Below are 26,996 nucleotides of genomic sequence, written 5' to 3' on the forward strand. Positions count from 1 at the left end.
ATGGAAGCGGCGCTGCGCGAGCGCATCCAGTCGATTCCGGACCCGTGCAGCCTGGCGACGGGGGTGCCGCTGGGCATTGGAGAGATGGGGCTCATCCAGAGCGTGGAGCACCGCGATGGCAAGGTGACGGTGCGGCTGCACATCACGTCTCCCATGTGCATGATGGCGGCGTACTTCATGCGGGAAATCGAGCAGCGCCTCACGGGTCAGGAGGGCGTCGAGTCGGTGCACGTGGAGTTCGACCACGACCTGAAGTGGACGCCGCAGGACATCCAGCCCGAGGCGCGTGAGCGACTGGCGGCTCGGCGTATCACCATGCTGGGTGGGCGCCTGTTGCCGCGCACGGAAGCACCGGCGACGAGCGGGAGCTGAGCGACGCGGACGCGCGGCGGGCCCGAGGGTCCGCTCGTCGCGGCGCGCGGTGAGGTCGAGGCGACGACGTGCACCTAGCCTTCCTGGACAGCGGGGAGGCCGTCCTCCGCCCGTTGTCCGCGGGGTTCGACCACCACAACCACTCACGACACGGAGGACCAGTCCCTCGGGTCCGTGAAGCGGCGGAGCCACGCCCGCGTCCGGCTCTCGTCCCAGCGAGCGCCGCCAAAGGTTCCATGCCGCTGGACCTGGAGCGGCTCGAGTGCGCGCGCAATGGCGGCATAGCCCTCGAGCGATTCTCGCCGGTTCTGGTCACCCAACACGGGCCTGAGCCCCGCCTGGAGCAGGACACCCCCAGGAGTGCGCACCGCGCGGAACGCGGAGCCCTCGGCCGCAGACACCGCGGCGGGTTCCCGCCGCTCAAGACGCTCGCCAATCACGGTGAGCCAACTGGGGCACTTGTAGCCCTCCAGCATGTGGTCCACCGTCACGTCGAGGTCCTCGACGTCGACCCCCCAATACCGGCGCGCCCATGCGTAGATCTGGTCAAACGAGCTGGTTCCGAAGGGTCCGAGCGGCTGCCCCTGGAACATGTAGCCCGCGTATCCAGAGACACACCGCACAAGGGAGAGCACCTGCTCGGAGAACTCGAGCAAGCGGCCGGGCTCGAGCTGCCAGTCGAACTCGAAGCGGAAGAAGCTGGCCTTGCCAGGCTCCATGACCGGCCGATAGCCGTGGAACATGAAGAGCCACGAGTCACGAGGGCGGCCATCGGAGAACACATAGCCCCAGTGCGAGCGCCGACGCAGTTCAGGCAACTCCTGCGCTTCGAAGCGCCGCTGCGCGGCTGGCGACCAGTCCCACATGACTTCTCCGAAGGCAGTCGCGCCGTATCTCGTCAAGCGCTCGCCCCACGTCGCGCGGTAGAGGTCGTAGACGGCGCGGGCGGTCTTCGGCCCCGGTGGCGATTCGACGAAGAGAAGCAGGTGTTGCTTGAGCTCCGCGAGCGGTGCTTCCATCGCGGCATCAGGCGACGAAATGGAGAGCGGATTCGACGGCATCTCAGTCGTCCGCGAGGTGCGCGCGGTCCTCTTGATTGACCGCCAGGGCGTTCGTCTGTATCCGCAGCTGCGCCCTCAAGAAGTCCTCCAGGTCCCGGTACTCGAACCGCTCCCCTCGGGGCGTCACCATCACCACGGGCATCTCACCGCGCGAGTCCGCGCGGAGTCGATCAAAACCGACGAAGGCATTCGTGTCACCAGAGGCGAAGACAAGCTCGTGGACGGGCGCGAAATCGTCCCACCAGGAGAGGTCCTCCGGACGTTGGGAGAGCATCTCTTTCACGGAGCGAAGCGAGATGTCCTGATTCTGCATGTAGTCACGCACACCGTTGCAGACGCCGAGAAGCTGAAGCAGCGAGGGAGGCGGCGTCAACCCATCCTTCGCGAGGACCTTCTTGAACTCCGCTACCTCCACAAGAGGCGCGGGTGGAGCCATGACCGCGTCCGGCCGGCGCGTGCTGCGGAACGTCGCATTCTTGCCCTGTGCATCGAGCGTCGCTTCGATAACCTTCCGCAGCTCTTCATCTGTCATGTGGGGGCGCTCCTACACGGAGTCACTGGCTACAATTGCAGGACACGTGTGCCTTGATTCCTCCTGAATGAATAGCGGGGTCATGCTTGTCCATGGCCGGCCCCACCGTGCAGTTCACACGTGCGTCTGCCCATTTGAGGCCGCTTGAAAGCGCGGGCCCGGAGGTCGGGCCACCAAGCCCCACCGGATGGGCATGGTCCGGGTTCATGGCGAGCTTGCTCTTGCTCCGAGGCACAGGCACGGGCCCTCCCGCACCGACCCATTTCCCGTGCTGGCACTTTGCATGGAACTTGTCCGCCACATCCGGGTGGTCCTTCCCTCTTTCCTCCACCAGTTTCGCGAACGACTCCGTGAACCCCTTCAACCCATCGCAATAGTCATTGAAAGCCGCGTCCTGCAATCTCGCCTGGTCGGCCGACATCTCAGGGAACTTCGAGGACGGATGGGAGGAGCTTGGAGAGACCTTCTTCTTCGGGTGCGGAGACTCGTTGTACGCCTTCACCATCGCGCACAATTGCTCCACCATACATGAGTCCCACATCTTGTCGGGACGTGAGTCCTTCAACTTCTCCCCACAATCGACGTTGAGCTCCATCTGGAGGGGTGGCGGCGCAGGTGCCTGGAATGTCCCGAGGGCTGGGTTCGCGGAATTGGAGGGCATGGGGCAATCCGAGTGCCTCTTCGCGTTACTCGTTGTTGGTCGTGAAGTCGCCGAGCAGGTGGACGTTCTTCCCCTCGAACTTCACGTTCATCGAGCCAGGAGAAATGAACCTGGCCTCCCCATGGGTCTGCCCGGAGACGACTCCGCCACCGGTCCCCTTGCTCGCGATGTCCCCCATGCTCCTGAAGCTCGCGCCCTTCACCGCGACGGGCTTCCCGTTGATGGTCACGTTCTTCGTGAAGCCCTTGGGTGATTCGCCCGATCTCGCGATGTTGGGAAGCGGCGTGGGCATGAAGGGTGCGGGCGGCCCCGGCATCTTGCACACGTTGGGGACCGAGGCAGCAGAGACGCCATTGCTGTCCGTGGTCACGGGCGTCTTGGGGGGATTCACGGAGACGTTGGTAGGCATGCGATTGACCTCAGCGCGGAGGAAGAGACACCACGACGGCTCCTCGGGTGGGGCCCCGCGAGCTCGCCCATACCAAGGCTCGAGGGCCCCGTGCGTACTGGCGCATCCCCGAAGCGATGACCAGCCCGGTGAGCAGGGGCACAGTGGCGGACCCGACATGCCCCCAGCAATCCGACGGCGCCACAAAACGAGACGGACCGCGCAACATGCCAGGCTGCATACGGAGCAGGGCATATGCGTACTCACGCTCGCGGAAGCGCTCCCCGTTGAAGTCGCAGTACCCCATGTCGATGGGCTCGGTTCGCACGTCCAGTCGCGAGAGCGCCCCCCGGAATGCCTCGGTGAGCCCCTGCCCCACGCAGATACCGTCGGAACCATCGGGATGGGGTTCCCGCGCGGACCCCACGCCATCAATCGTCGCGAGTACGGAGAACTTCAGCGAGCGCGCGGTGCTCGGCGATGCGATCAGGAGGGCCCCTGCCCCTTCACCAGGCGGGAAGCCCCAGCGGTTCTCGCTGCTCATCAACCGTCCGGAGCAGTCCAACTCCTCGAGCAAATCGGCATCGATGTCGGAATCGGCCCCCACCACGACACAGAGCGCACCGGATGACGCGCAGGCCTCGACGGCGAGTTGCACCGCGACCGCTCCCGCGGCGTCCCCGAGAGCAAGCGACTTGATGACCGGCCGGCAACGCCCCGCGAGCCCCATGGCGACGTGCGCCACGAGCACATCCTCGTGCTCTTGCGAGAAGTGGCGGCTCCGCTCGGGCAGGGCCAGGAAGATGAACACCTTGCTCGCGGGAGAAAGGGGGGCGGCCTCAAGCACCTCGCCCATGACGCACTCGAGCAGGGCGCGGATTCGAGGAAGCCGCTCGTGCGAGTCCAGCTCACGGTCCAGCGCGACCCGATAGGGCTCGCCGGCCTTGTCCACCATGTAGGGATGCTCGACGATGCGCGAGATTCCAGCGCGGACCGCCGCAGCGGAGGGAGGGGCTCGCAGGCCCACGACAGTCCGCGCACCCCATCCAACGATGCAGGCCATCGTGGCGCTCTTCATCAGACGCGCTCCTTTTCCCGGATGACCGTTGCGTCGATGTCGTCGATATCGTGATGACAGGCCAGGCTCGTGTGCCAGACAAGGATCAACTTCGCCTTGTCGGGCTCGATGATGACTGTGTGCAACCTGGCACGGTGCTCCACGGGTGCCTTGTTCCGGTATCTGGCGAACCGGGTGGTAAAGGCGAGGTAGACCAGAGGCAGCGCGAGCCGGAGAAGGCCCTTGGGGGTCAGGTTCACGAGTTCGAAGCGCAGGTCCATTGGCGGGTGCGGCATCAATTGTTGATCCGCGGGCGCACAAAGATGATGGCGTTCGTCATGGTCCCAGGGAAGGAGCGGTTTGCGAGAGCGTGTCCACGTGTCGTCGTAGGACCCAGCCAACTCGCGTCGCGGACTCCAGTAGCTGCAAATCGCGCCCAGGCCCGCCGTCGTCTTCGTGTGGCCTCCGAGATACTCCACATTGTGGACTGGCTTGTCGACAAGGTGCTCTGAACGCGCGGCCATCCCCGTACCAATGGGGTTCGAAGGGAATAGCTTTTGACGGCGGCCCTCGGGGTCCGTGTCGTCGAAGCCTCCGTAGGCTCGTTCGTAGACGATGGGCAGAGAACGGAACGGGGCAGGAGACGAGGGCCGCACCTGCCCGAACACGCGCCTGTAGCGCCGCTCGCCGTGGACCAGGAGCCGTTTGTCGAAGAGCAGTCGATTCCGAGTGAGGGCGCGAACGGCGACAGGGGCCTCCGTCGCCGACGTACCTCCACTGACGTATGCCGAAGCATTCAGGATGATGTCCGTGCCCGGCTTCGAGGGAGTCATGTCCGCGTCGTAAAGCAAACTCGATTGCCCAGGTGTTCCGCGGTACTCAGGGGTCAAGAGGGGAGCGACCTGCTCTTTCGCGAGGCGCACGCTCCCATCATCGTTGATGTTGAAGGTGCCCTTCGCCACGACAGTCCAGTGGCGTTCCCCCATCTTGTCGATGACGGCTGTAGCCTCTGCCTTGTATGGCGTTTCGTTGATGAGGGCCCACATCTCTCCCGGCAGCTTAAAGCGTGTCACCTACAGCCCACACCGCCGGGTCCGCGAGGATGTTCATCGCAAAACAAGCGAAGCCCTGATGCAAGCCTCGAGGATGGGTATCCAATCGACTGCTCGCGTGACGTCGATGCGCCCTCCCGCTTGAGGCCGCACGGTCGAGAGAGCCACTCGCATGGCCTCTCGGAGGGCTATATGGGTGCGGGCGCCGATTTCCCGCATGCACGTCTTCACGTTCAACCAGCACGATTCGATGGGATTGAGGTCCGGGCTGTAAGGAGGAAGGAAGAGAAGACTCGCTCTACGACTACGAATGAGCTCCTCGACAGTCGGCCGATGATGAGCGCTGAGGTTGTCCATGATGACTACGTCGTGAGGTTTGAGGATGGGAAGAAGTCCCTCGCGGACGTAGTTTTCGAAGCGTTCGCTGTTGGTGGCGCCCTCGAATGTCAGCACCGGCCCTACTCCTTGCAGCGTCAGGTCCCCAATCATCGTGACCACCTGGCGACGGCCCATGGGCACGAAGCCACGAGCGCGCTTCCCACGACGAGCACGCCCATAGCGACGAGTCATGGAGAGGGTGGCGGCGAGTAGCCCAATCGCATGAAGGCACGTCCCATAGTGGGGCGGCTCACCCTGACACCTGTCTGCTTGGCGTAGGCATCCGCGATTTCCTGGGTCGTGCCGTCGGGCTTGGAGTCCAGCAACCGCTTCACCTTGGCCAGTTGCGAATCCGGTATTCGATAGTGCGGCCGAGGGCCGGGGCGCATTGGAGTGATGGTCCCAGTTCGCTTCCAGCGGCCAACGAGGCGATCAACCGTCGCGACCCCTACTCGAAACAGCTTGGCGATATCGCCCCAGGACTCCTCGCGCGCAAGGTACGCGTCGAGAATCCGCTTCCTCGAGTCCATCGGAAGTGGTGCGCCCATGGCCTCAATCTACGGGCTCCGACGCGCTCGGCCTTGCTCCAGCCCTCTGGAACCGGCCCACCAAGCGTCAAGCTCTGTGCTTCCCTCGATCCACGTTCATGAGCACCGTTGTAGGATTGTGTGGCTTCAGGAAGAGTCAGGCGAAGAGACGGAAGACGGTTGCCAGCACCGCGTCGGTAATTGGACCCCGTGCGCATCGAGCACGTCGCCCTCGCTCGACGCGTGCGCGAGCTGCTGGTGAAGGCTGGCCGCATCCAGCCCATCGTGCGCCGATTCGCAAGCGCTACAGCACCCGCCGCACGAGCTGCGGGAACACCTTCGACACCTTCCCCAGCAGATAGTCCCCGTAGGTGCCGTCGAACGCGTGGACGCTCGCTCCATCCCAACGCCGAGCCCGGTCCTCGTCCACATCCGCCGAAGCCACATTCGGCAGCGGCTGGACCTCCGCCGCGAAGTCCGGGTCGAAGAAGAGCGGGAACGAGAGCCTGTCTCGCCCACTCACGTTCTTCACCCGATGCGGCGTGGAGCGATACCAACCGCCCGTCAGCCGGTCGAGCATGTCGCCGATGTTGCACACCAGGGTCCCCGGAAGCGGCGGTGCCTCCACCCACCCGCGCCGCGACTTCACCTGCAGCCCACCATTCGAGTCCTGCGCGAGCAACGTCAGCAGCCCGTAGTCCGTGTGCTCCCCCACGCCCCAGCGCTCCTCACCATCGGCGGGCTCGGGCTCCGCGGGGTAGTGGAAGACACGGAACAACACCGTGGGGTCCGCCGTGTACGTCCGGTGGAAGTAGTCCCGCTCCAACCCCAGGCTCTCCGCCACGCCCTCCATCAGCGCATGCGCCGCGCGAGTGACACCGGCCATGTAATCGAGCACCACCGCGCGCAGCCCCGGCACCTCCGGCGGCCACAGATTCGCACCGTGCAGCGGCCAGCCCGCCTTCACCCGAGGATGCCCTGGCCCCAGCTCCGTGCCCAGATAGAGCCCTTCCTTGCGGTCCGGCTTCCCCGACGTCAGCTCGCCCCCCAGAGGGAACCAGCCGCGCCACGCAGGCCCGCCGTGCGCCATGGCGATGGCCTCCTTCGCTTCACGCGGCAGCGCGAAGAAACGGTGGCTCTCCTCCTCCAGCCGCGCGAGCACCTCGTCCGAGACGCCGTGGCCGGAGACATAAAAGAAGCCGGTGTCACGACACGCCTGCTCGATTTCGCGCGCCACCCGCTTCCGTGCCTCGGAAGGGGACGCGTCGAACAGCGGGGACATGTCGATGACGGGCAGACGCTCCGGCGCGGTGGTGACTCCAGCCATACCCGGAAGCCTACACCGACCCGTACTCGTGGAGCCCGACCTCACACCTGTCCTCCACGAGAACCCCTGCGCACTCCCTTGCCCGGCGTTACTCCCTCACACCCATCGACCTCGCGGCTTCCACGCGCGCGGTGCTCCCACGCGCCCCTCGACCACCAGTACTAACAGGCGCGATGAGAGCCTCACGCGCTGTTGAACCCGGGCGCACACCTCACATCCTCCACACGCGCGGTGCTCCCACGCACTCCGCACCCAGCAAGCAGGCGTGACGCGCCTCACACGCCGCTGGACCTGAGCGCACTCCAGGAAGAGAGTGCGCCGCGCCTCCCATGTCGACACGAGCACCCTCGGAACCGTCTCACACCACCCTCAGCTCCGGGCTGGTGTGGCTCATGGCCGCCGCCTCCGGCGCCACCGCCGCGAACCTCTATTACAACCAGCCCCTGCTCGGAGATATCGGCCGGGAGCTGAACGCCTCCGGCAGCTCGCTCGGCCTCGTGCCCACGCTGACCCAGGTCGGCTATGCGGCGGGCATGCTGCTCATCGTCCCGCTCGGCGACAGCCTGGAGCGACGGCGCGTCATCGTCACCATGTCCGCGCTGGTGAGCCTGGCCCTCGTCGGCGTCGCTCTCGCGCCCACCCTTCCGTGGCTCGTGCTCGCCAGCTTCATCGTGGGCGCCACCACCATCGTCCCGCAGCTCCTCGTGCCCTTCGCCGCGCACCTGGCCCCCGCCGCACAGCGCGGCCGTGTCGTCGGAACCGTCATGAGTGGCCTGCTCATCGGCATCCTCCTGTCGCGCACCGCCGCCGGCTTCGTGGGCACCCACCTGGGCTGGCGCGCCATGTTCTGGATCGCCGCCGGGATGATGCTCCTGCTCGCGCTGCTGCTGCGCTTCACGCTGCCCTCGCAGCCGGCCGTCGCCGCCATGCCCTACCCGGACCTGATGCGCTCGCTGGTCCATCTGGCTCGCACCGAGCCCGTGCTGCGCATCCACTCCGTCCTCGGCGCGCTCACCTTCGGCGCCTTCAGCGTCTTCTGGTCCACGCTCGCCCTGTACCTCCAGAGTCTCCCCCAGCACTACGGCCCCCAGGTTGCCGGCCTCTTCGGAGTCGTCGGCGTCGTGGGCGCGTTGATCGCCCCCCTCGTGGGCCGCTACGCGGACTCGCACGGTGGACGGCGCATCAACATGCTGGCCATCGCCGTGTTGCTCCTGTCCTTCGTGCTGATGTGGCCGCTGGGCCAATGGCTGTGGGGCATCGCGCTGGGTGTCGTGCTGCTCGACCTGGGCGCCCAGGGCAACCACATCTCCAACCAGACGCGCGTCTACGCCCTGCGCCCGGAGGCTCGCAGCCGCCTCAACACCCTCTACATGGTGACGTACTTCGCGGGCGGCGCGGGCGGCTCCTGGCTGGGCACCACCGCGTGGACCCACTGGGGCTGGGCGGGCGTATGCGCGTCGGGCGCGGCCCTGTGCCTCGTGGGACTCGCCGTGCTCGGACTGAGCCGGAACAGCGCTCAGCCCTCCGACGACACACAGCCCCACCACCACTGAATCGAGCGAACGGGCAGCGGCTCCAGCGTCGTGACGTCCACGAGAGGCATCTCGAGCGCCACGACGCCTTCCGCGGAGGAGCGCACCTCTCGCTCGAAGTAGCGACCGGACCGGTTGCTCCAGTCGATGTTCGCGCGCACGAAGTTCCCCAGCCCCTTCAGGTACAGCGACAGTTCCAGACTCGCACTGGACTGTCCCTGCGCCAGCAATCGCAGGAACAGCGCCATCACCGCGTCCCGCATCCGCACCGCCTCGCGAGTGGCCTCCTCCATCGAGCAGCCGCGCTCGTGCATCAACACCGAGAGGAGGTTGTGCTGGTCCTCGCCGCGGCGCGATTCCTTTTCGTGGGAGATGAGGTCGTTGTCCCAGACGACAATCGTCCCCGCCATCTCGCCCGCCGCGCGCACCAGGGGACGCGCCAGCTCCTCGGTGGACACCTCGTGCTGGTTGACGATGTCGATGAGCGTGGGACACACCATCGCCGCGCCGCTGTAGAGCCTGAGCACCGTGTAGCTGTCGACGTCGCAGACGCGCTGGTCGTCTCGGTTGGCCGCCTCCCAGACCTGCGAGTACAGATAGGAGCGGACCGCGTCGGACCAGCGACGCAGTTGCACCGGGCTCGCATGGACCTCCATCCGCAGCCGCAAGTCCCGCAGGCTCTGGGCATACGGGTCCTCGGGAAGCACCTCCGCGTGGGGCGAGTCCAGCAGATGCCCCAACCAACCGGCATAAACGGCCATCCCGTGAGGCCGCTGTCCGAAGCGGCCCTCGTCGCAGAAGGCGTCATCGAACGCGAAGAGCCACATGACGAAGTCGGCGGCGGCCTGGAGCGATGCCTCCGTGCCCGTAGGCATGATGCGCGCGACGAACTCCCCCACACGAATCCGGGAGAGCCGCAGCCACTCCTGCTCATCGGGGTAGATGCGGTGACGCGTCATCCACTCCACGCTCCGCGCCTCCACCTCCTCCGCGCGAGGATGCAGCTCCGGGGAGATGGGGCAGTACAGCGACAGTTTCTCACGCGCTTCCGAGGGGTCCACGTCACGACTCCGGGTCCACCGTCTCCTGACGACGATGGCCCCAAGAGAAAGCACCTCGTTCCGAAACCGGAAGGTCGCACCGTCCCGCGGGGCGCCCGCACCTGCTCATCAGTCCACGAACGTCATGGACCCCAGAACAGGTGGGAGTCCCGTCACGGACATTCCCCTCGCACTCCGGGACAAGGGACATGCGGGGCGCGATGTTGCCCGCAACTTCAGGCCGGCGGCTCCTTCGGCTTCGCCTCCGGCGTGAGCACCACGAGCAACTGCTTCGCGGACACCTGTCCACCCGCCGAGGCATTCACCGCCTCGACGACACCGGGAATGTCCGCCGCGAGCTGGAACTCCATCTTCATCGCCTCCAGCACGAGGAGGACGTCACCCGGCTTCACCACGTCGCCCGGCTTCGCATCCACGCGCAGGATGCGTCCGTCCATCGGCGCGAGCAGTCGGCCCGTGCCCGCCCCCTCCGACGACTTCGCCGGACGAAACGTCACGTCCGTGAGGCGGCGTGCCCCGACGCCCAAATCCAACCAGAGCGAGTCCCCGCTCCGGAGATAGCGCGCCCGGCCACGCGCCCCGGCAACGGAGTAGTCGAACACGCTGTCCGCCAACCCCAACACGCCGACTTCGAACGACTCGCCGCCCGCGCTCACCTCGTACTGCGACGGAGACACCGGCCGCACGGAGACCTTCGACTCACCGTTCCGGTCCTCCAGCGTCATCGCCACCGGATGCGTGTACGCGGTGTTCCAGTTCACCAGCGAGCCGTCCAGCCCGCTCCTCTTCGCGAGGACCTGCGCCTCATCGTGGAAGAGGGCCGTCGCCGCCAGCGCCCGCTCACGGGGAGTCGTCTCGTACAGTCGCGCCAGCGTCGCGCCGTCCGCGTGCTTGCCGATGAAGCCCGTGTCGTAGACGCCGGAGCGGAATGTCCCGTCCTGCAGCACGTGGAGCAGCAGGGCCTTGTTCGTGGTGACACCGAATACGGTGAGCTCGTGCAGCGCCTCCACCAGTCGCCGCCGCGCCTGCTCCCGGTCCGAGCCGTACGCAATCACCTTCGCCTGCATGGAGTCGTAGAAGGGCGGAATGTCCTGCCCCTCGCGCACGCCATGGTCGATTCGCACGCCCTCGCGCGAGGGCAGCCGCCACGTCAACAGCCTCCCCGCCTGCGGTGCGTATTGTTTCGCCGGGTCCTCGGCGCACAGGCGCACCTCGATGGCGTGCCCCTTCCACGTGATGTCCTTCTGCTCGCGCGGCAGCACCTCGCCCGAGGCCACGCGGAGCTGCCACTCCACCAGGTCCAGGCCGGTAATCTCCTCGGTGACGGGGTGCTCCACCTGGAGACGGGTGTTCATCTCCATGAAGTAGAACTCGCCGCTCGGCGCGAGGAGGAACTCGATGGTGCCCGCGCCCTTGTAGGCAATCGCCTGGGCCGCGGTGACGGCCACCTGTCCCATCCGCTCTCGCAGCTCCGCGCTGACGGCGGGGGACGGGCTCTCCTCGACAATCTTCTGGTGACGGCGCTGCACCGAGCAGTCGCGCTCACCCAGGTGCACCACGTTGCCGTGCTCATCCGCGAAGACCTGAATCTCCACGTGCCGCGCGTTGATGACGGCCCGCTCCAGGATGAGCTCACCGCTGCCGAAGGCGTTGGTGGACTCCGAGCGTGCCCCGCGCAGCGCGGCGCGGAGCTGCGACGCCTCGTGCACCAGTCGCATGCCGCGCCCACCACCACCGGCCGCCGCCTTCACCATCAGCGGGAAGCCGATGCGCTCGCCCTCCACCGCCAGCGCCTCGTCGTCCGCGTCCGATGCCTCGTAGCCGGGAATGCACGGCACGCCGGCGGCAATCATCCGCAGCTTCGCCTGACGCTTGTTGCCCATCAGGGTGATGGCCTCGGCGTCCGGGCCGATGAAGACGAGCCCCGCCTCCTTGCACGCGCGAGAGAAGGCCGCGTTTTCGGAGAGGAAGCCGTAGCCCGGATGAATCGCCTGTGCCCCCGACGCCTTCGCCGCGCCGATGAGCTTGTCGATGACGAGGTAGGACTCCCTCGCGGGCGACGCTCCAATCGGCACCGCCTCGTCCGCCGCGAGCACGTGCGGCGCGCCCTGGTCCGCCTCGGAGAACACCGCCACCGTCCGATAGCCCAGCCGCTTGCACGTGCGAATCACCCGCACGGCGATTTCGCCCCGGTTCGCGACGAGGACCTTGCTGAAACGCTCCATCCCGTTCGCTCCTCTCACAGGCGTGCGACTCCGAAGCTGTTGGGATTGACCTCGCGTCGCCCCGCCTCGCGGCAGATGGACAGGACGAACCCGAGCACCCGTCGCGTATCGCGCGGGTCGATGATGCCGTCGTCGAACAGCCGCGCCGAGGCGTTGAAGGGGTGCGACTCCTTGTCGAACTGGTCGACGATGGGCTGGGTGAAGGCGCGGATGGCCTCCTCGTCCACCACCTCACCGCCGCGCGCGAGCTTCTCGCCGAAGACAATCGACATCACCTTCGCCGCCTGCTCCCCACCCATCACGGCCGTACGCGCGTTGGGCCACGCGAAGATGAAGCGCGGATGGAACGGTCGTCCGCACATTCCATAGTTGCCCGCGCCGAACGAACCGCCCACCAGCAGCGTCACCTGCGGCACCGTGGCGTTCGCCACCGCCTGAATCATCTTCGAACCGTGCTTGACGATGCCGCCCTGCTCCGGCTGCGTCCCCACCAGATACCCCGTGGTGTTCTGGAGGTAGACGATGGGCGTGCCCGACTGGCAGCAGAGCTGGATGAACTGCGCCGCCTTCGTCGCGCCCTTCGGGCTGATGGGGCCGTTGTTGCCAATGATGCCAATGGGCGCGCCGAAGAGGTTCGCCCACCCGCAGACGGTGTGCGCGTCATAGGCGTCCTTGAAGCCCGTGAAGTCGGAGCCGTCCACGAAGCGCGCGATGATTTCGCGGCAGTCGTAGGGCTTGCGGTAGTCCGCCGGGATGGCACCACACAGCTCGTCCGGCGAGTAGCGCGGCTCCTCGTAGAGCGTGGGCGCGGCCGCCGCCAGTCGCTCGTTCCAGCCGAGCTTGGACACGATTTCGCGCGCCATGCGGATGGCGTCGGCGTCGTCCTCGGCCAGATAGTCCGCGGTGCCCGCGACGGTGGCGTGCATCTCCGCGCCACCCAGGTCCTCGTCGGTGGCGACCTCGCCCGTCGCCGCCTTGAGCAGCGGCGGGCCCGCGAGGAACACCTTCGCCTTCTTCTTCACCATCACCACGTAGTCGGACAGGCCCGGCAGGTACGCGCCGCCCGCCGTGCTGGAGCCGTGGACCACGGTGATTTGCGGAATGCCCGCCGCCGACATCCGCGCCTGGTTGTAGAAGGTCTCCCCGCCCGGGATGAAGATCTCCTGCTGGTACATGAGATTCGCGCCGCCGCTCTCCACCAGCGACACCATGGGCAGCTTGTTCTGCAGCGCGATGGCCTGTCCGCGCAGCGCCTTCTGCACACCCCAGGGAGACGCGGTGCCCCCCTTGATGGCGGAGTTGTTGACGAAGACGAAGCACCGCACGCCGGACACGTAGCCGATGCCCGCGATGCTGTTGCCGCCCGCCAGCGAGCCGTCACTGTCGTCGTGGTAGCCGTACCCGCACAGCGTGGACAGCTCCAGGAAGGGCGAGCCCCTGTCCAGCAGCATCATCAGCCGCTCGCGAGGCAGCAGTTGGCCGCGCTTGTGGAACTTCTCGGTCGCCTTGTTCTCGGTGGCGCGGACCTTCGCCTCCACGCCCCGCAGCTCCGCGAGGCGCCCGAGCATGTCCGCGCGCTGTGCCTGGAACGACTCCGAGCCTGTGTTCACCCGCGATGTGATTCTTGGCATCGGCCTCAACCCTCTCCTTCACGAAGCAGCGACTCGGGGATGTCCACGTGACGCGAGCGGAGCCACTCCCCCAGCGCCTTGCCCTGCGGGTCGAAGCGCGTCGACGACGACACGCCTTCGCCCAGAATCCCGTCGACCACGAAGTTCACCCCTCGGAGCTGGGGGAAGTCGTGCCGCTCAATCGCGAAGGCCGCCGTCTCCGGTAGCAGCTCGCGCAGCTTCTCCGCCGTGAGGAAGTGCGCAAGCCACCGCCAGGCCGCGTCCGTCCGCGCCCACACGCCGATGTTCGCCGTGCCGCCCTTGTCCCCACTGCGCGCCGCGACGATGCGCCCCAGCGGTGCCCGCCGCGTGGGACCCGAAGGCAGCGCCTCCGGCAACGCGGGCTTCTCGACAGGAGCCAGCTTCAGCGACTGCTCCGTGGGCGCGATGACCGTGCGCGCGCCATCCGGCAGGACGGCGACGTGCTCCACGCGCGTCGCGTCGACATAGGCCGGGGTGTAGACACCGTAAGGCGCGCCATCCGACGGCGGCGCCGTCATGGTGAAGCCAGGATAGGTGCCCAGCGCCAGCTCCACGGCGGCGCCACTGAAGGAGCGCCCCACGAGCTTCTGGTCCGCGTCCTTCACCACGACGCGCAGGAAGGCCGCGGCCTGCTCCTCCGTGGCGGCGTCCTCGCGGTCCGTGCGCACCAACGTCCAGTGCGTCTCCTTCGGCTTGCGCGTGAGCGCCGCTTCCATCTGTCCTCGGATGAGCGCCGCCTTCTCCTCGATGTCGAGCCCCACCAGGATGAACGTCGCCTCGTTCTTGTAGCCACCCAGGTGGTTGAGACAGACCTTCACGGTGGGCGGAGGCGGCTCACCCTTCACGCCCGAGATGCGCACGCGGTCCTTCCCATCCGCCGCCAGGGTGATGGAGTCGAACCGCGCTGTCGCGTCGGGCCCCGCGTACCGGGCCCCGGTGATTTCATAGAGGAGCTGCGCGAGCACCGTGTCCACCGTCACCGCGCCGCCCGTGCCCGCGTGCTTGGAGATGACGGACGAGCCATCCGCGAACAGCTCCGCCAGGGGGAAGCCGGGCCGGCGGACATCCAGTTCCTTGAAGAAGGAGTAGTTGCCACCCGTCGCCTGCGTGCCGCACTCCAGGACGTGGCCGGCCACCATCGCCCCGGCGAGCTTGTCCCAGTCGTCCCGCTTCCAACCAAAGTGCGCGGCGGCCGGGCCCACCACCAGCGAGGCATCCGTCACTCGACCGGTGACGACGACGTCCGCGCCCGCGCGCAGGCTCTCGGCGATGCCCCAGCCGCCCAGGTACGCGTTCGCGGTGATGGGAGAGCCGAGGCCCAGCTCGTCCGCGCTGCCGGAGAGGTCATCCCCCTCCACGTGCGCGATGCGCGCCTTGAGGCCCAGCTTGTCGTTCAGCTCGCGCAGCGCCGTCGCGAGGCCCGACGGGTTCAACCCGCCCGCGTTCACGACGACCTTTACCTTCTTGTCCAGCGCGAGCCCCAGGCACTGCTCCATCTGCCGGAGGAACGTCTTGGCGTAGCCGGTGGACGGGTCCTTCATCCGGTCCCGGCCAAGAATCAACATCGTCAGCTCCGCCAGGTAGTCGCCCGTGAGGACGTCCAACTGGCCGCCTTCGAGCATCTCCCGGACGGCCGAGAACCGGTCTCCATAGAAGCCCGAGGCATTGCCGATACGGAGGGGGGACTCGCTCATGCGCTCTCCACGTCCAGCCTGAATGCGGGCAGTCTGGGAGCCCATGCCTAAAAAAGCAAGCACGCTTGCTTTTTTCGAGGGTGCCTTTCAAGCTGACTTCGTGAGCGACGCACCGCCGCCGGGCAGACAGGAACAGGAGCGCAGCCGCGTGACACGGCAGCGCTTGATGGAGGCCGCCATTGGCGCCCTGTCGGAGCTGGGGTGGGCGGGCTCCACGATGACGGTCATCGCCGAGCGAGCAGGCGTGTCTCGCGGCGCGTGCCAGCACCACTTCCCCACGCGAGGCGACCTGGTCGCGGCGGCGGTGGAGTACGTCGGGCACCAGCAGGTGGAGGAGCTCAGCCGGAGAGCGGCCCGCCTGCCAGCGGACGTGCGTCGGACCGAGAGCATCCTGCACATGCTGGCGGGCTTCTACACGCAGCCGCTCTTCGCCGCGGCGGCACAGCTCTGGGTGGCGGCGAGCGCGGACGCGGAGCTGCGCGCGCAGTTGTTGCCGGTGGAGGCGAAGGTGGGGCGGGAGGTACACCGGCTCACGGTGGCGCTGCTCGGCGTGGATGACCGCGAGCCGGAGACGCGCGAGCTGGTGCAGGCGACGCTGGACCTCATCCGGGGCCTGGGGCTCGCCAACCTGCTGCGGGACGACAGCGCGCGCAGGAAGAAGATTCTCCACCGCTGGGCGCTCACGCTGGAGGACGCGCTGCGTTCCCGGCGCGGGCGGAAAGCGGGAGACTGACGCCGCGAGGCGACCACGGACACCACGGGCCCTCTCGCCACGCACGGGGCCACTTCGGGAGACGACATGGGTTACCGCTCTGTATTCGCACCGGGTTGTTTCAAGGGACAGAACATCGTCGTGACGGGAGGCGGCAGCGGAATCGGTCGCTGCACCGCGCACGAGCTGGCGGCGCTCGGCGCGCACGTCGTCCTGGTGGGCCGCAAGCTGGACAAGCTGGAGAAGGTCGCCGCGGAGCTGCGCGAGGACGGCGGCGAGTGCTCGCTGGAGACGGTGGACATCCGTGACGAGGAGGGCGTGAAGGCCACGGTGGCGCGCATCGTCGCGGCGCGCGGGCGCATCCACGGCCTGGTGAACAACGCGGGCGGGCAGTTCCCGTCACCGCTCGCGGCCATCTCCAAGAAGGGCTTCGAGGCGGTGGTCGCCACCAACCTCACGGGCGGCTTTCTGATGGCGCGCGAGGTGTATCTCCAGTCGATGAGCAACCACGGCGGGTCCATCGTCAACATGCTCGCGGACGCGTGGGGCGGGATGCCGGGGATGGGGCACTCGGGCGCGGCGCGCATGGGCATGCTCAACCTGACGCAGACGGCGGCGGTGGAGTGGGCGGCGACGGGCGTGCGCGTCAACGCGGTGGCGCCGGGCTGGGTCGCGTCCAGTGGCATGGACAGCTACCAGGACGAGGGCGTCAAGGCGCTCATCCCGCTGTTGAAGAAGGAAGTGCCGTTGCAGCGACTGGCCACGGAGGCGGAGGTGAGCGGCGCCATCGTGTTCCTGCTCACGGACGTGGCGGCGTTCATCACCGGCGAGGTCATCAAGATTGACGGTGGCGCGTCGTGCAACACCAAGATTTTCCCGCTGGAGGAGACCTCCGCGTCCAAGCCGTATGAGGGCTTCCACCGCGCGGCGGCACCTCGCATCCTGGCGGGTGACGAGAAGAAGTAGCGGCGGAGACCTCGGGACTTCCCGCGGGGATGCCGAACTTCACGGGGAGGACTCACGCGTCCCCTCTCGGCGCGTCTCTTCTCCTTCTCTTGGCGTTCATGCCAGAACCCCGCGCATGAAATTCCACGTTGTCTTGATGAGTCTGGTCCTGGCGCTCTCCACCGGCTGCGCGGGCTCCCGCGCGCTGTGTCCTCGTGAAGGCGGGCGGACCTGGTCCGAAGTCCAGAGCGAGCACTTCCGCATCCAGACGAACCTGACGCCCCAGTCGGCCACCACGACGGCGCTCGAGCTGGAGAAGCTCCGCCGCGCCCTGCTGCTGGCGTGGGGAACGGACTTCAATCCCCCCGGCTCCGTGGACGTCATCCTCCTGCGCAACACCAACGAGCTGAAGGAGTTCATCCAGGGCGACTACGTGGGCTTCGTGGCGCCGACGCAGCAGGGCACGCTGCTCGTCATGTCGGGCGAGGGCTACGTGCTGGACGACGGGCCCGAGCAGGAGCTGCAGACACACGAGCTGGCGCATGAGCTGAGCCGGCACGTGCTGCTGCGCCAGTCCCGGTGGCTGGCGGAGGGGCTCGCCCAGTACCTGCAGACCACCCACGTCAAGGTCAGCACCCAGGAGGCCGTGCTCGGCCGCGCGAACAAGAACAGCCTCGCCTATGTGCGGCAGCACGGCTGGCTCGACGTCGACGACCTCTGGGCCTGGGACCAGAAGGAGTCGATGAGCGCGGCGGAGACGCAGCAGCACTACGCCTCCGCCTGGGTCTGGGTGCACTACCTCATCAACATGCACACCGAGCGCTTCGACGAGTTGCAGACGCGGCTGGCCCGCGCCGAGGACCCGCGCAGCGCCTGGGACATCGCCTTCAAGGACGCGGGGGACCTGCGCGGGGACCTGCGCACGTTTGTCTGGAGCGGGCGCTCCGCCATCCTCACCCTGCCCCTGCCCCCCGTGCCCCGAGACGTCACCGTGCGCGAGCTGGACTCCGCGGACGTCCACGCCCTGCGCGGGCGCATGCACCTGCATGGCATTGGCGCGCGGCCCCAGGAAGAGCGAATCCAGAAGGCACGCGCCGAGGTGGAGCAGGGCCTGAAGGAGGACCCTGTCAGCGTGAGCGTCGCCGTGCTCGCCGCGCAGCTCCAGCAGAACCCCCAGGAGCACCTGGCTCGCGCCCGCACCCTGGTGCAGGCACACCCCGACGATGGTCGCGCCTGGGATTTGCTGGCGGAGCACCTGGACATGAACAGCGAACGCCAGGCGCTGGAGCAGGCCCGACAGCGCGCCGCCGAGCTGCTGCCCAACGACTCACGCATCCTCGCCAGCCTCGCGGCGCACTACCAGCAGACCCAGCAGCCGGAGAAGGGCCTCCCCGTGGCCCGTCGCGCGGTGGAGCTCGCACCGGGAGACCCCTACGCGCTGACGCTCCAGGCGGCGATGTCCTTCCAACTGGACCGCTGCAAGGAGGCGCTCGGACTCCAGCGTCGCGCGCTGGACATGCTGCACGAGTCCACCCCGGACTCCTACCGCAAGCAGCTGCGCGACAGGCTCCAGCTCTTCGAAGCGAACTGCGGGACCAACACCCGCGGCGCTGCGCCCTGAGCACGACAAGCGCGGCCGTCCTTCGTATTTCACTTCCACCGCGCGGCGGCGCCTCGCATCCAAGAAGTAGCGTCTCGGACAGCGAGGAGAGAAGCGGGCCCTCTGATCAATGGCCCGCCAGGTCCTCCTGTGAGGTGGCCAGCAGAGAGTCGAGGAGTGCTGCAGACAAAACGCTCCCGACCTAGAGTAGGGCCATGGATATGCGGGACCTGCTCCGGCAGTCTTTTCCCAGCTATGGCCCTCACTGGGACGCCGCCATCGATGCGGGCGTGGACGTGTCCCTTCTGCTACAGAACCTCGAGCTCACTCCGACGGAGCGCATCGAGCAGTTACAGCGCATGACGGAGCTGTACGAAGCACTCCGCCCCAAGGATGCGAGCAGCGATGCAGCGGACTCCTGAGATTCTGACGCTGTTGCTCGATGCACAGGTTCAGTTCGTCATCATCGGAGGCGTCGCGGCGGTTGCCCACGGGTCGGCCACCTTTACCCTGGACCTCGACATCGTCGCGCCATTCACCGAGCACAACTTCACGAAGCTGTTCGATGCGTTGGCTCCGTACCATCCTCGCTATGCCCTGGCCGTTCCCAAGCGCCCTGTGACGGAGCCACCCACGGAGCTTGCGACCTACCAGAACCTCTACCTGCTGACGGACCTGGGGAGGCTCGACATCCTCTCCACGGCGCAGCCTGTTGGCACGTATGACGACGTGGCATCCAAAGCCGTGTCCATGGAGCTGTACGGGCATCCGTGCCGAATCATCGGTCTGGATGATCTCATCGCCATCAAGCAGCACGTGGGTCGCGACAAGGACCGCATGGTTGCACGTGAGTTACTAGCGCTCCGTGACCGTCAGGCAACGAAGCCGCGCTGACTCCACCACTTCACGAGAGCGTCCTGGCATTCCTCGCGATGGTGAGCGTGATGGAGAGCCACGCACTCGCACGGATTGGCTCGGTCTCGATGCCGTGGCGCTCCCCTTCCAACACCATGAAGTAGAGCACGTCCTCCGACAACTCACGTCCATGGACACCGCTGTACAGGACCGTCGTGCTCCTGGATGACCCTGGCGGATAGCGCGGGTCATCCAGCCTCCACGGCAGCAGGCAGCTCGTGCCGTGCCCCTCCGGGCCCACCCACCCACATGTGTAAACCCCTCTCGGACATGCCCACATCCAGGGTGGGCTGTTTCGACACCTCCCCCCCGTGAGTCCGTTTGCCTTCCATCCGACTCCACTTGAACTTGACCACTCGTCCAACAATCATTATTTGAACGAGCGTCCAAGAACGCGCGGGCCCCTCGGGTCTCGCGAGGAGCAGGCATGGGGCGACCCAAGACTTTCGACGAGGACGCGGTGCTGGACCGCGCCATCGAGCAATTCTGGACGACCGGCTACCACGCCGTGTCGGTCCGAGACCTCGAGACGGGAACAGGTGTCCTGAAGGGCAGCCTCTACGCGGCCTTCGGTGACAAGCGCGCGCTGTTCCTCGCCTCGCTGCGCCGCTACGCGGACCAGAGCGCCGTGCAGATTCGAGAGCTGCTGTCCCACGGCGCCGACCCTCGCGCCGGCCTGGAGCACTACCTGCGCGTGCGCGGCAAGGGCTGCACGGGGCCAGGACGGACGCGTGGCTGCCTGCTCGCCAACACCGCGGCGGAGGTCGCGCCGCATGACCCCGAGGTTCGTGCCGTGGTCGGACAATCCTTCGCCAAGCTCGCCGCCGCGCTGGTGCCCGCCATCCTGGAAGCCCAGGAGAAGGGACTCCTCAGTCGACGGCATGACGCGCGGGAGCTGGCCGCGCACCTCGTCGTGCTCGTGCAGGGGATGAGCGTGGTGGGCAAGACGGAGCCCGACTCCGCGCTCGTCCGCTCCTCCCTGCGCTTCGCCCTGTCGCTGCTGGAAAACGATTCCCCGGAGAAGTCCAGATGACCCACACCCTGTCTCGCATCCTCGTCGACCCGCGCACCGCGGACCGCTCTCTCTCCACCGGCCTGCTCGTGCTGCGGGTCCTCACCGGTGGACTCATGGCCCTGCATGGCGCGGGGAAGATGGTGACGCCCTTCACGTGGATGGGCGAAGGCGCGCCCGTGCCCGGCGTGCTCCAGTTCCTCGGCGCCGCCGCCGAGTTCTTCGGAGGCCTGGCGTGGATGGTGGGAGTCGCGACACCGCTGGCCACGCTCGGCGTCGCCGTGACGATGCTCGTGGGCATCGTCATCGCGCACATTCCCTTTGGCGACCCGTTCATCCGGCTCAGCGTGATGGGACTCACCACGGGCCCCGGTGAGCCGTTCGGCGGACTGCCCACCTGGCTCGTCCGCGCGGGAGGACGCAGCGCGGGTGGCTCCGGCTCCTCGGAGCTGGCGACGCTGTACATCGCCGTCTCCGTGCTGCTGCTCACCGCCGGGCCCGGGCGCTTCTCGCTCGATGCGCTGCTGTCCCGAAAGCTCGCGGCCCGCGCCACCGCGTGAAACACCCTGCGGGGTACGCTGCGGGCTCCGCGCGTTGGACGAATGTACAAGCGCGATGACTCACAACCGATAGGGCCCCCAAGCCCCGTGCGACCGCCGTGCGATGCACCGTTACGGTGTCTCCACCTCCAACTCCAAGGCGGACATGCGCGCACGACAATCCTGGCTGTGGCTCACGACGTTCTTCCTGGTCTCCAGCACCCTCTCTGCTTGTGGCACCGACGCCCCACCGACGCCTCCGCTTGAATCCACGCTGGAGTCCAGCGAGGCGCCGCTCCTCGGCACCGTGACATGTCTGCTTGGGACGACGACCATCTCCTTCTCACCGCCCCTCACCAACACCCCACAGGACACGTCTGTCTCAGGCGTCGGCAGCCTCACCAACTGCATCTCCCTGCTGACCAGCCCCGTGACGTCCGGCACCACGAACTTCCCCGCCGCGCTCCGACCGGGCCTCGCCTGCGATGACCTGCTCGGCATCCGAGGCGGCACGGTGAACATCGTCTGGAACACCGGAGAGACGTCTCAGCTCTCGCTCACCCAGGTCGTCATCAGCGGAGGTTCCTCCGTGAAGGAGACAGCCCAGATTGGCACGGTCGTCTCCGGCAAGTACGCGGGAGCCACCGCCGTGCGCACCCTGACCTTCGTCACCGCCGACCTGGAGAATGCCTGCGCCTCCCCTGAGGGGCTTCCTCAGTACACGGCCCTCCAGACGCTGGCGCTGACCCTCATCCCCTGACTCGCGGCAGCACACCGGCTCCGGGGGCCACACGCCTCCCCGGGGCCGTCACGCCCGATTCAGCGGAGCGCCGCTCCCGCATCCGTGCCGCCATCCGTCCACCAGGAAGGCACCGGCTGAAGCGGCTTGCCCCACGTCGTATCGCCCACGGGGATACCGGCGTCCGGGGACGCGCCCGAATCAGGCTCCGTTCCCGCATCCGGCGACAACGGCTCCTGCGCTCCGTCGAAGCGGCGTCGGAGGATGCGCCCATCCATTCCAATGGCGTACGCGGCGCCGCCATCCAACATCCGGGGCTCCGCTCCGCACGCGGAGGGGTTCGCGGAGATGCTCACGAAGAACACGTCCCCCTGTCGGAGCACGCGATAGAGGTACGACTCCTGCCGGTTCCAGCACGAGCGCCCGCGCGACTCCAACGGCAGGAGGTCCTCGGCGGCAATCGAGAGCGCGCCCAGCATCGCGCCATCCAGGACATAGGCCTGTCCCTCCGCACCCAGGGAGATGGCGTCCTGTCCCAGCGCCTCCGGGAACTGGATGGACGGGTCCTCCGGCGGATTCGCGGTGCGCGCGCCCGCATGCCGGACGCAGCTCGACAGGAGCACCAGCAGCGGAAGGAGCAGATGTTTCATGGTGTATTGCTCCTTTCGCACGGCGCGCTTCGTTTCTGGACCGAGAACGTTCGTGTATCAGCGTCCGACCAGCGCACCGAGCCCGTCTGTTCGCACTGCCAGTTCGCCCCACTGCGAGACCACTTCAACAACTGCCCGGTCAGCGGGATGTACTGGTGGAAGCCGTCGCACGAAGGCTCCGCTGCGTTCCGGGAGAAGAAGGCGACGACGGAGAGCCGCAAGCGCCCATCCTTCGTCTCGCTCTCGAAGCCATGCGCGAGCCCCTCCGAGACAATGAACCGGATGTCGTTCTCCGTCAGGCTGCTGCCATAGGGATGGTTGTGCAGGGCGTAGATGTATCGGATGGCGTCGGGCGGATAGCGGGGGTCATCCACCCAGGAGGGGAGCAGACAGCTCTTGCTCCGCTGCAACGGATCGACTCGCGACTGGTCCGTCAGCTTGCTCACGACGTATTGCTGGTCCGGCGTGTAATACATCCAGGCGCAGTACTCACTGGAGACACGCCACCGGATATCGAAGTCCTGGTGGTCCCGAGCCCCCGCGCTCGAGTGGGGCTTCGTGAGAATCTTCCGGCAGGCCGCGAGCAGGGCGCTGGAGGGCGAGCTGAACGGCCCCAGCATCGGCCCGGGCAGCTTGTCCAGGAACGGCGCCCCCGGCGCGGGACGCACGATGTCGGGGTCAGCCACTTGCGGCGACGAGCACCCGCACACCCCCAGGGCGGCGATGGCCAGCGCGACCCCTGGCCCTTGCGCGTTCACCCACATCTTCCACGGCCTCCCCAGGTGCCCACCGACGGTGCTCGGGCAATCTAGGAAGGACTACATCTATCTTCAAGACAAAGCCGACAAACCGCGAATAGACGGAAAGCACGGGAGCGTTCGCGGGTGGCCTTTTCCGGCCGGAGCGGTCTCGGGCTCCAGGGACACCTTCGCCCCCGGAGCCCGAGTCACATCACCCGACGCTCAGTCGCACTCGTGCGTGTGCGTGTGCGCGGTGGCCTTGGGGCTCCAGCCCTCGTTGCCGTCCTTCTCGAAGTAGAACTTCGCGCGCTGCCGCTGCCGCGTCCCCACCTCGTTGAGCGTGGCCGCGTCGAACAGGCGGCCGTTCACCATGGTGAAGCGCACCGAGCGGCTGTTCATCAGGTCCTCCAGCGGGTTCTTGTCCAGCACGATGAGGTCCGCGAGCTTGCCCTCCTCCAGCGAGCCCAATTCCCCATCCATGCCCAGGTAGCGCGCTCCGCCCAGGCTCCCCGCGCGCAGCGCCTGCAAGGGCTTCATCCCGCCCTGGCCGAACATCGACAGCTCCCAGTGCGCCGCCAGGCCCTCGCGCTGACCATGCGCGCCCAACTGCACGTTGACGCCCGCGTCGTTCAGCTCACGCGCCGTCCTCGCCGCGTCCACGTGGTTGAGTTCGTCATCCGGCACCATCGTCCGCCGACGGCTGCGCGAGTCCACCACCCGGCGCGGCACGAAGGACAACAGTCGCTCGTCCTGCCAGACGTTCGTCTTCTGGTACCAGTAGTTCTCGCCCCAGTTGCCGCCGTACGCCACGCCGAGCGTCGGCGTGTAGCCCGTGCCGCTCTTGCCCCAGAGCTGCTTCACGTCCGCGTAGATGCGCGCCACCGGAATCGCGTGCTCCACGCCCGTGTGCCCATCCACCACCATCGTCAGGTTGTGCTGGAGCAGCGAGCCGCCCTCCGGCACCACCAGCATGTTCAGCTCCCGCGCCGCCTGGAGCACCTTCTGCCGCTGGTCTCTCCGAGGCTGGTTGTAGCTCTTCACGCTGAAGGCCCCCATCGCCTTCATCCGCCGCAGGTGCGAGCGCGCGTCGTCCAGCGTTTCAATCGGCGTGCGGTACCCCACCCCCGCCGCGCCATACAGAATCGTGCCCGTGGAGAAGATGCGCGGAGAGATGAGCGCTCCGGCCCGGCCCAGCTCACTGGCCGCGAAGACCTCCTCCGAGGAGTTCGACGGGTCATGCAGCGTCGTCACCCCGAAGGCCAGCGACGCCGCCTGCACCCAGCTCTGCTCGGGCATCAGGCCTTCCACGCCCATGGCCCCGTGCCAGTGCACATCCACCAGCCCCGGCATCAGCGTCTTGCCCTTCACGTCCACGACCTTCGCGCCCGAGGGCACCTGCACCTTGCCCACCGGCCCCACCGCGATGATGCGGTTGCCGCGCACCACCACCACGCCCTGCTCGATGACCTCGTCACCCTTCATGGTGATGACCCGGCCACCCACCAGCGCCAGCGTGCCCTCCGGCGCGTCCGCCTTCACCTGGAAGGACAGGTCCACGCCCTTCTCCGGCACCGCGGGCAGCTTCTCCGGCGCGCCATCCACGAAGGAGAAGGACTGCTTCAGCTCCCGGGTGAAGAGCTCCGGCCCCAGCGCCCAGTGCAGGCTCTTGCTGTCGCCGGACCAGTGCAGGTACTCACCCGCGTCGCGGCTCACCTTCGCCACCGGCAGCGCCTTCGCCTCGGGCCCCACCGTCGCCGCCTTGGCGCCCTTCGGGAAGGGCGTGACGAAGGCGTTGAAGTTCTCCCGGAACGCCACCCACCGCTCATCCGGCGACACGCGCAACTCCGTCGCCTCCGCGCTCGTCACGTGCGTGCGCTCCTCGCCGCCATCCAGGCCCACGCTCTTCAGCGAGCGCACGTCCTCCTTCTCCTTGTGCTCCACATGCAGGAAGTACACGCGGTCCGAGCGCGCCCCGAAGTGCGGCTGCTCGCCATCGCGCGCCAGCCTGCGCGGCGTGCCACCCGACGCGGGCTGCACGAAGAGGCCCGTCTCCCGGCTCCACTGCCCCGGCATCAGGTAGCCATCTCCCGTGGCGCGGTACACCAGGGATTTGCCATCCGGGCTCAGTGCCGGCTCCACGTAGTAGCCCGGCTTCGACGTCACCACCTTGCCCTCGCCGCCCGTCGCGGACACCACGCGGATGGCGCCCAGCTTCTCGTCATCCCACGTCGTGTAGACGATGGAGCGCCCATCGCGAGAGAACGACGGATAGAACTCCAGGTGGTCCTCCTGCTTCGTCAGCCGCTTCGGCGCGCCGCCCGGCAGCTCCTTCACGTAGAGCTTGCCCAGCGTCTGGTACACCACGCGGTCTCCCTTCGGAGACACCTGCACCCAGCGCAGCATCTTCGTGGCGAAGCGCTCCGGCGCGACGGCCTGCGGCGAGCGCACCGCCTCGAAAATCGTCCGCGTGCCCTTCACGTGGAAGGGGATGGGCGTCAGCTTCTTCGTCGCCACCTCCAGGCGCTGCAGCTTGCCGCCCGCCCAGAAGACAATCGCCTTGTCGTCTCGCGTCCACGCCAGCGTCGGGTACACGCCGTGGATGGCCCACGTCTCCTGCATGTCCCTGTCCAGCCCGTCGTACAGCGGGCGCTCCGCTCCGGAGGCCACGTCCGTGACGTAGAGCACCGACTTCGTGCGCACGCGGCGGATGAACGCCAGCTGCTTGCCATCCCGCGACGGCGTCGGACGGATGGAGCCACCCGGCCCGGAGACGAACGGGTCAATCTCCTTCGTCTCCACATCCAACCGCTGGATGGCGTAGATCTCGCCGTTGGGGTCCTTGTTGTATTCGAACGTCTTGCCCGGCGTGACGTCCTGGCTGAAGTAGACGTAGCGGCCGTCGGGAGAGAACACCGGCTCGCCCAGGTCCTTCTGCTCGTTGGCGCGCTCGGTGAGCTGCACGCCCTCGCCGCCGGAGCGGTGATACATCCACACCTCACCCGCGCCCAGCGAGCGCCGCGAGGTGAAGTGCTTGCGAGCGATGAGGAACTGTCCGTCCGGGCTCCACGCGGGGCTGTTGAGCAGGCGGAACTTCTCCTGCGTCACCGGCTTCGCGTCCGAGCCATCCCGCTTCATCACCCAGATATTGTCGCCGCCACCCCGGTCGCTGGTGAAGGCGATGGACTTGCCGTCCGGGCTGAAGCGCGGCTGCATGTCCCACGCGACGCCGGAGGTGAGCGCGCGCGCCTCGCCGCCCGCCAGCGGCAACACGTAGATGTCACCCAGGAGGTCGAAGACGAGCTCGTCCCCGCTCGGGCTCACATCCACGTTCATCCACGTTCCCTCGGTGACGTCGATGTCCACCTGCCTCGCGGGGAAGCCGGGAGCGTCCACCTTCCAGGCGTCCTTCTCCTTGTCCTCCTTCGGGCCTGCTTCGGCGGACGGCGCGTTGGGGTCCACCTCCACGGCGCGGCCGGCTTCGCGCGCGGCATCGTCCTTCTTCTGGGGAGCAGGCAGCGGGTCCTGCCGAGCGGAGGGAGGGCTCGCCGCGGGCTGCGCGGCGAAGAGCGTGCCCGGTACCAGCAGGGCGACGCAGAGGGCGGAGGTCAGTCGTTTCACCGGAGGT

The 26,996-nt window shown here is 67.5% G+C and carries 26 protein-coding genes; 10 read left to right on the top strand and 16 right to left on the bottom strand.

Annotated features, from left to right (window positions below; genetic code table 11):
- Window positions 1-372 (top strand): metal-sulfur cluster assembly factor, encoded by a 372-nt coding sequence (locus tag HUA75_RS29125; protein WP_141643972.1) that lies wholly within the window; start codon window positions 1-3, stop codon window positions 370-372.
- A 143-nt stretch (window positions 373-515) separates the two neighbouring features.
- On the opposite strand, the gene HUA75_RS29130 is transcribed toward HUA75_RS29125, so the two are convergent.
- The 9 genes from HUA75_RS29130 to HUA75_RS29170 all read right to left on the bottom strand — a co-directional run bounded on the left by HUA75_RS29130 (window position 516) and on the right by HUA75_RS29170 (window position 7,355).
- A complete protein-coding gene (locus tag HUA75_RS29130; protein ID WP_174488221.1) occupies window positions 516-1,391 on the bottom strand; it encodes a type VI immunity family protein in 876 nt (291 codons plus the stop codon).
- Between the two features lie 43 nt (window positions 1,392-1,434).
- On the bottom strand, window positions 1,435-1,965 hold the full coding sequence (locus tag HUA75_RS29135; RefSeq protein WP_174488222.1) for an SMI1/KNR4 family protein: 531 nt from the start codon (window positions 1,963-1,965) through the stop codon (window positions 1,435-1,437).
- 22 nt (window positions 1,966-1,987) lie between these two features.
- Window positions 1,988-2,626: a hypothetical protein gene (locus HUA75_RS29140; RefSeq protein ID WP_217446304.1), complete on the bottom strand. Its 639-nt coding sequence runs from the start codon at window positions 2,624-2,626 to the stop codon at window positions 1,988-1,990.
- A gap of 25 nt (window positions 2,627-2,651) precedes the next feature.
- Window positions 2,652-3,035, bottom strand: coding sequence for a PAAR-like domain-containing protein (locus tag HUA75_RS29145; RefSeq protein ID WP_174488224.1), 384 nt, complete (start codon window positions 3,033-3,035; stop codon window positions 2,652-2,654).
- A gap of 10 nt (window positions 3,036-3,045) precedes the next feature.
- Window positions 3,046-4,092, bottom strand: a complete 1,047-nt coding sequence (locus tag HUA75_RS29150) for a hypothetical protein (protein WP_174488225.1) — start codon at window positions 4,090-4,092, stop codon at window positions 3,046-3,048.
- Window positions 4,092-5,117 (bottom strand): DUF2169 domain-containing protein, encoded by a 1,026-nt coding sequence (locus tag HUA75_RS29155; protein WP_174488226.1) that lies wholly within the window; start codon window positions 5,115-5,117, stop codon window positions 4,092-4,094. The genes HUA75_RS29150 and HUA75_RS29155 overlap by 1 nt, the downstream gene beginning before the upstream one ends.
- 60 nt (window positions 5,118-5,177) lie before the next feature.
- Complete coding sequence (locus HUA75_RS47995) at window positions 5,178-5,693, bottom strand: IS630 family transposase (protein ID WP_174488227.1); 516 nt, start codon at window positions 5,691-5,693, stop codon at window positions 5,178-5,180.
- Window positions 5,690-6,049, bottom strand: coding sequence for a helix-turn-helix domain-containing protein (locus HUA75_RS48000; protein ID WP_217446305.1), 360 nt, complete (start codon window positions 6,047-6,049; stop codon window positions 5,690-5,692). The genes HUA75_RS47995 and HUA75_RS48000 overlap by 4 nt, the downstream gene beginning before the upstream one ends.
- A 283-nt stretch (window positions 6,050-6,332) precedes the next feature.
- On the bottom strand, window positions 6,333-7,355 hold the full coding sequence (locus HUA75_RS29170) for an isopenicillin N synthase family oxygenase (RefSeq protein WP_174488229.1): 1,023 nt from the start codon (window positions 7,353-7,355) through the stop codon (window positions 6,333-6,335).
- A gap of 392 nt (window positions 7,356-7,747) precedes the next feature.
- Here HUA75_RS29170 and HUA75_RS29175 point away from each other — a divergent pair, with 392 nt between their 5' ends.
- Complete coding sequence (locus tag HUA75_RS29175) at window positions 7,748-8,908, top strand: MFS transporter (RefSeq protein ID WP_371746217.1); 1,161 nt, start codon at window positions 7,748-7,750, stop codon at window positions 8,906-8,908.
- On the opposite strand, the gene HUA75_RS29180 is transcribed toward HUA75_RS29175, so the two are convergent.
- From HUA75_RS29180 to HUA75_RS29195, 4 genes are all read right to left on the bottom strand, one after another.
- A complete protein-coding gene (locus HUA75_RS29180) occupies window positions 8,872-9,948 on the bottom strand; it encodes a terpene synthase (RefSeq protein WP_141643953.1) in 1,077 nt (358 codons plus the stop codon). The two genes, HUA75_RS29175 and HUA75_RS29180, sit on opposite strands and share 37 nt — an antisense overlap.
- A 215-nt stretch (window positions 9,949-10,163) precedes the next feature.
- The gene (locus HUA75_RS29185; protein WP_174488231.1) at window positions 10,164-12,173 is read right to left on the bottom strand and encodes an acetyl-CoA carboxylase biotin carboxylase subunit; all 2,010 of its coding nucleotides are present in this window, start codon (window positions 12,171-12,173) and stop codon (window positions 10,164-10,166) included.
- 14 nt (window positions 12,174-12,187) lie between these two features.
- Entirely contained in the window at window positions 12,188-13,804 is a 1,617-nt protein-coding gene (locus HUA75_RS29190; protein WP_141643951.1) for an acyl-CoA carboxylase subunit beta, read from the bottom strand.
- Window positions 13,805-13,809: 5 nt separating this feature from the next.
- Window positions 13,810-15,519, bottom strand: coding sequence for an acyclic terpene utilization AtuA family protein (locus HUA75_RS29195; RefSeq protein WP_174488232.1), 1,710 nt, complete (start codon window positions 15,517-15,519; stop codon window positions 13,810-13,812).
- A gap of 166 nt (window positions 15,520-15,685) precedes the next feature.
- Between HUA75_RS29195 and HUA75_RS29200 the strand changes: the two genes are divergently transcribed.
- From HUA75_RS29200 to HUA75_RS29235, 8 genes are all read left to right on the top strand, one after another.
- A complete protein-coding gene (locus HUA75_RS29200) occupies window positions 15,686-16,252 on the top strand; it encodes a TetR/AcrR family transcriptional regulator (protein WP_217439456.1) in 567 nt (188 codons plus the stop codon).
- 66 nt (window positions 16,253-16,318) lie between these two features.
- A complete protein-coding gene (locus HUA75_RS29205; protein WP_141643948.1) occupies window positions 16,319-17,197 on the top strand; it encodes an SDR family oxidoreductase in 879 nt (292 codons plus the stop codon).
- Between the two features lie 115 nt (window positions 17,198-17,312).
- Window positions 17,313-18,797, top strand: coding sequence for a DUF1570 domain-containing protein (locus tag HUA75_RS29210; protein ID WP_174488233.1), 1,485 nt, complete (start codon window positions 17,313-17,315; stop codon window positions 18,795-18,797).
- A gap of 194 nt (window positions 18,798-18,991) precedes the next feature.
- Window positions 18,992-19,198 (top strand): hypothetical protein, encoded by a 207-nt coding sequence (locus HUA75_RS29215; RefSeq protein ID WP_141643946.1) that lies wholly within the window; start codon window positions 18,992-18,994, stop codon window positions 19,196-19,198.
- Window positions 19,182-19,670 (top strand): hypothetical protein, encoded by a 489-nt coding sequence (locus tag HUA75_RS29220; RefSeq protein ID WP_141643945.1) that lies wholly within the window; start codon window positions 19,182-19,184, stop codon window positions 19,668-19,670. The genes HUA75_RS29215 and HUA75_RS29220 overlap by 17 nt, the downstream gene beginning before the upstream one ends.
- A 448-nt stretch (window positions 19,671-20,118) precedes the next feature.
- Window positions 20,119-20,724, top strand: coding sequence for a TetR/AcrR family transcriptional regulator (locus HUA75_RS29225; protein WP_174488234.1), 606 nt, complete (start codon window positions 20,119-20,121; stop codon window positions 20,722-20,724).
- Window positions 20,721-21,263, top strand: coding sequence for a DoxX family protein (locus HUA75_RS29230; protein ID WP_141641900.1), 543 nt, complete (start codon window positions 20,721-20,723; stop codon window positions 21,261-21,263). The genes HUA75_RS29225 and HUA75_RS29230 overlap by 4 nt, the downstream gene beginning before the upstream one ends.
- Window positions 21,264-21,408: 145 nt before the next feature.
- On the top strand, window positions 21,409-22,002 hold the full coding sequence (locus HUA75_RS29235; protein ID WP_174456028.1) for a hypothetical protein: 594 nt from the start codon (window positions 21,409-21,411) through the stop codon (window positions 22,000-22,002).
- Between the two features lie 59 nt (window positions 22,003-22,061).
- Here HUA75_RS29235 and HUA75_RS29240 read toward each other — a convergent pair whose 3' ends face one another.
- From HUA75_RS29240 to HUA75_RS29250, 3 genes are all read right to left on the bottom strand, one after another.
- Window positions 22,062-22,631: a hypothetical protein gene (locus tag HUA75_RS29240; protein WP_174488235.1), complete on the bottom strand. Its 570-nt coding sequence runs from the start codon at window positions 22,629-22,631 to the stop codon at window positions 22,062-22,064.
- Window positions 22,628-23,389: a hypothetical protein gene (locus tag HUA75_RS29245; RefSeq protein ID WP_246137087.1), complete on the bottom strand. Its 762-nt coding sequence runs from the start codon at window positions 23,387-23,389 to the stop codon at window positions 22,628-22,630. Before HUA75_RS29245 ends, HUA75_RS29240 begins: the two co-directional genes overlap by 4 nt.
- A 204-nt stretch (window positions 23,390-23,593) precedes the next feature.
- Window positions 23,594-26,989 carry an amidohydrolase family protein gene (locus HUA75_RS29250; protein ID WP_174488236.1) on the bottom strand — a complete coding sequence of 1,132 codons (3,396 nt, stop codon included), beginning with the start codon at window positions 26,987-26,989 and terminating at the stop codon, window positions 23,594-23,596.
- Window positions 26,990-26,996 lie beyond the last annotated feature (7 nt).

The sequence above is a fragment of the Myxococcus sp. CA040A genome (assembly GCF_013336725.1).
GTDB lineage: Bacteria > Myxococcota > Myxococcia > Myxococcales > Myxococcaceae > Myxococcus > Myxococcus llanfairpwllgwyngyllgogerychwyrndrobwllllantysiliogogogochensis.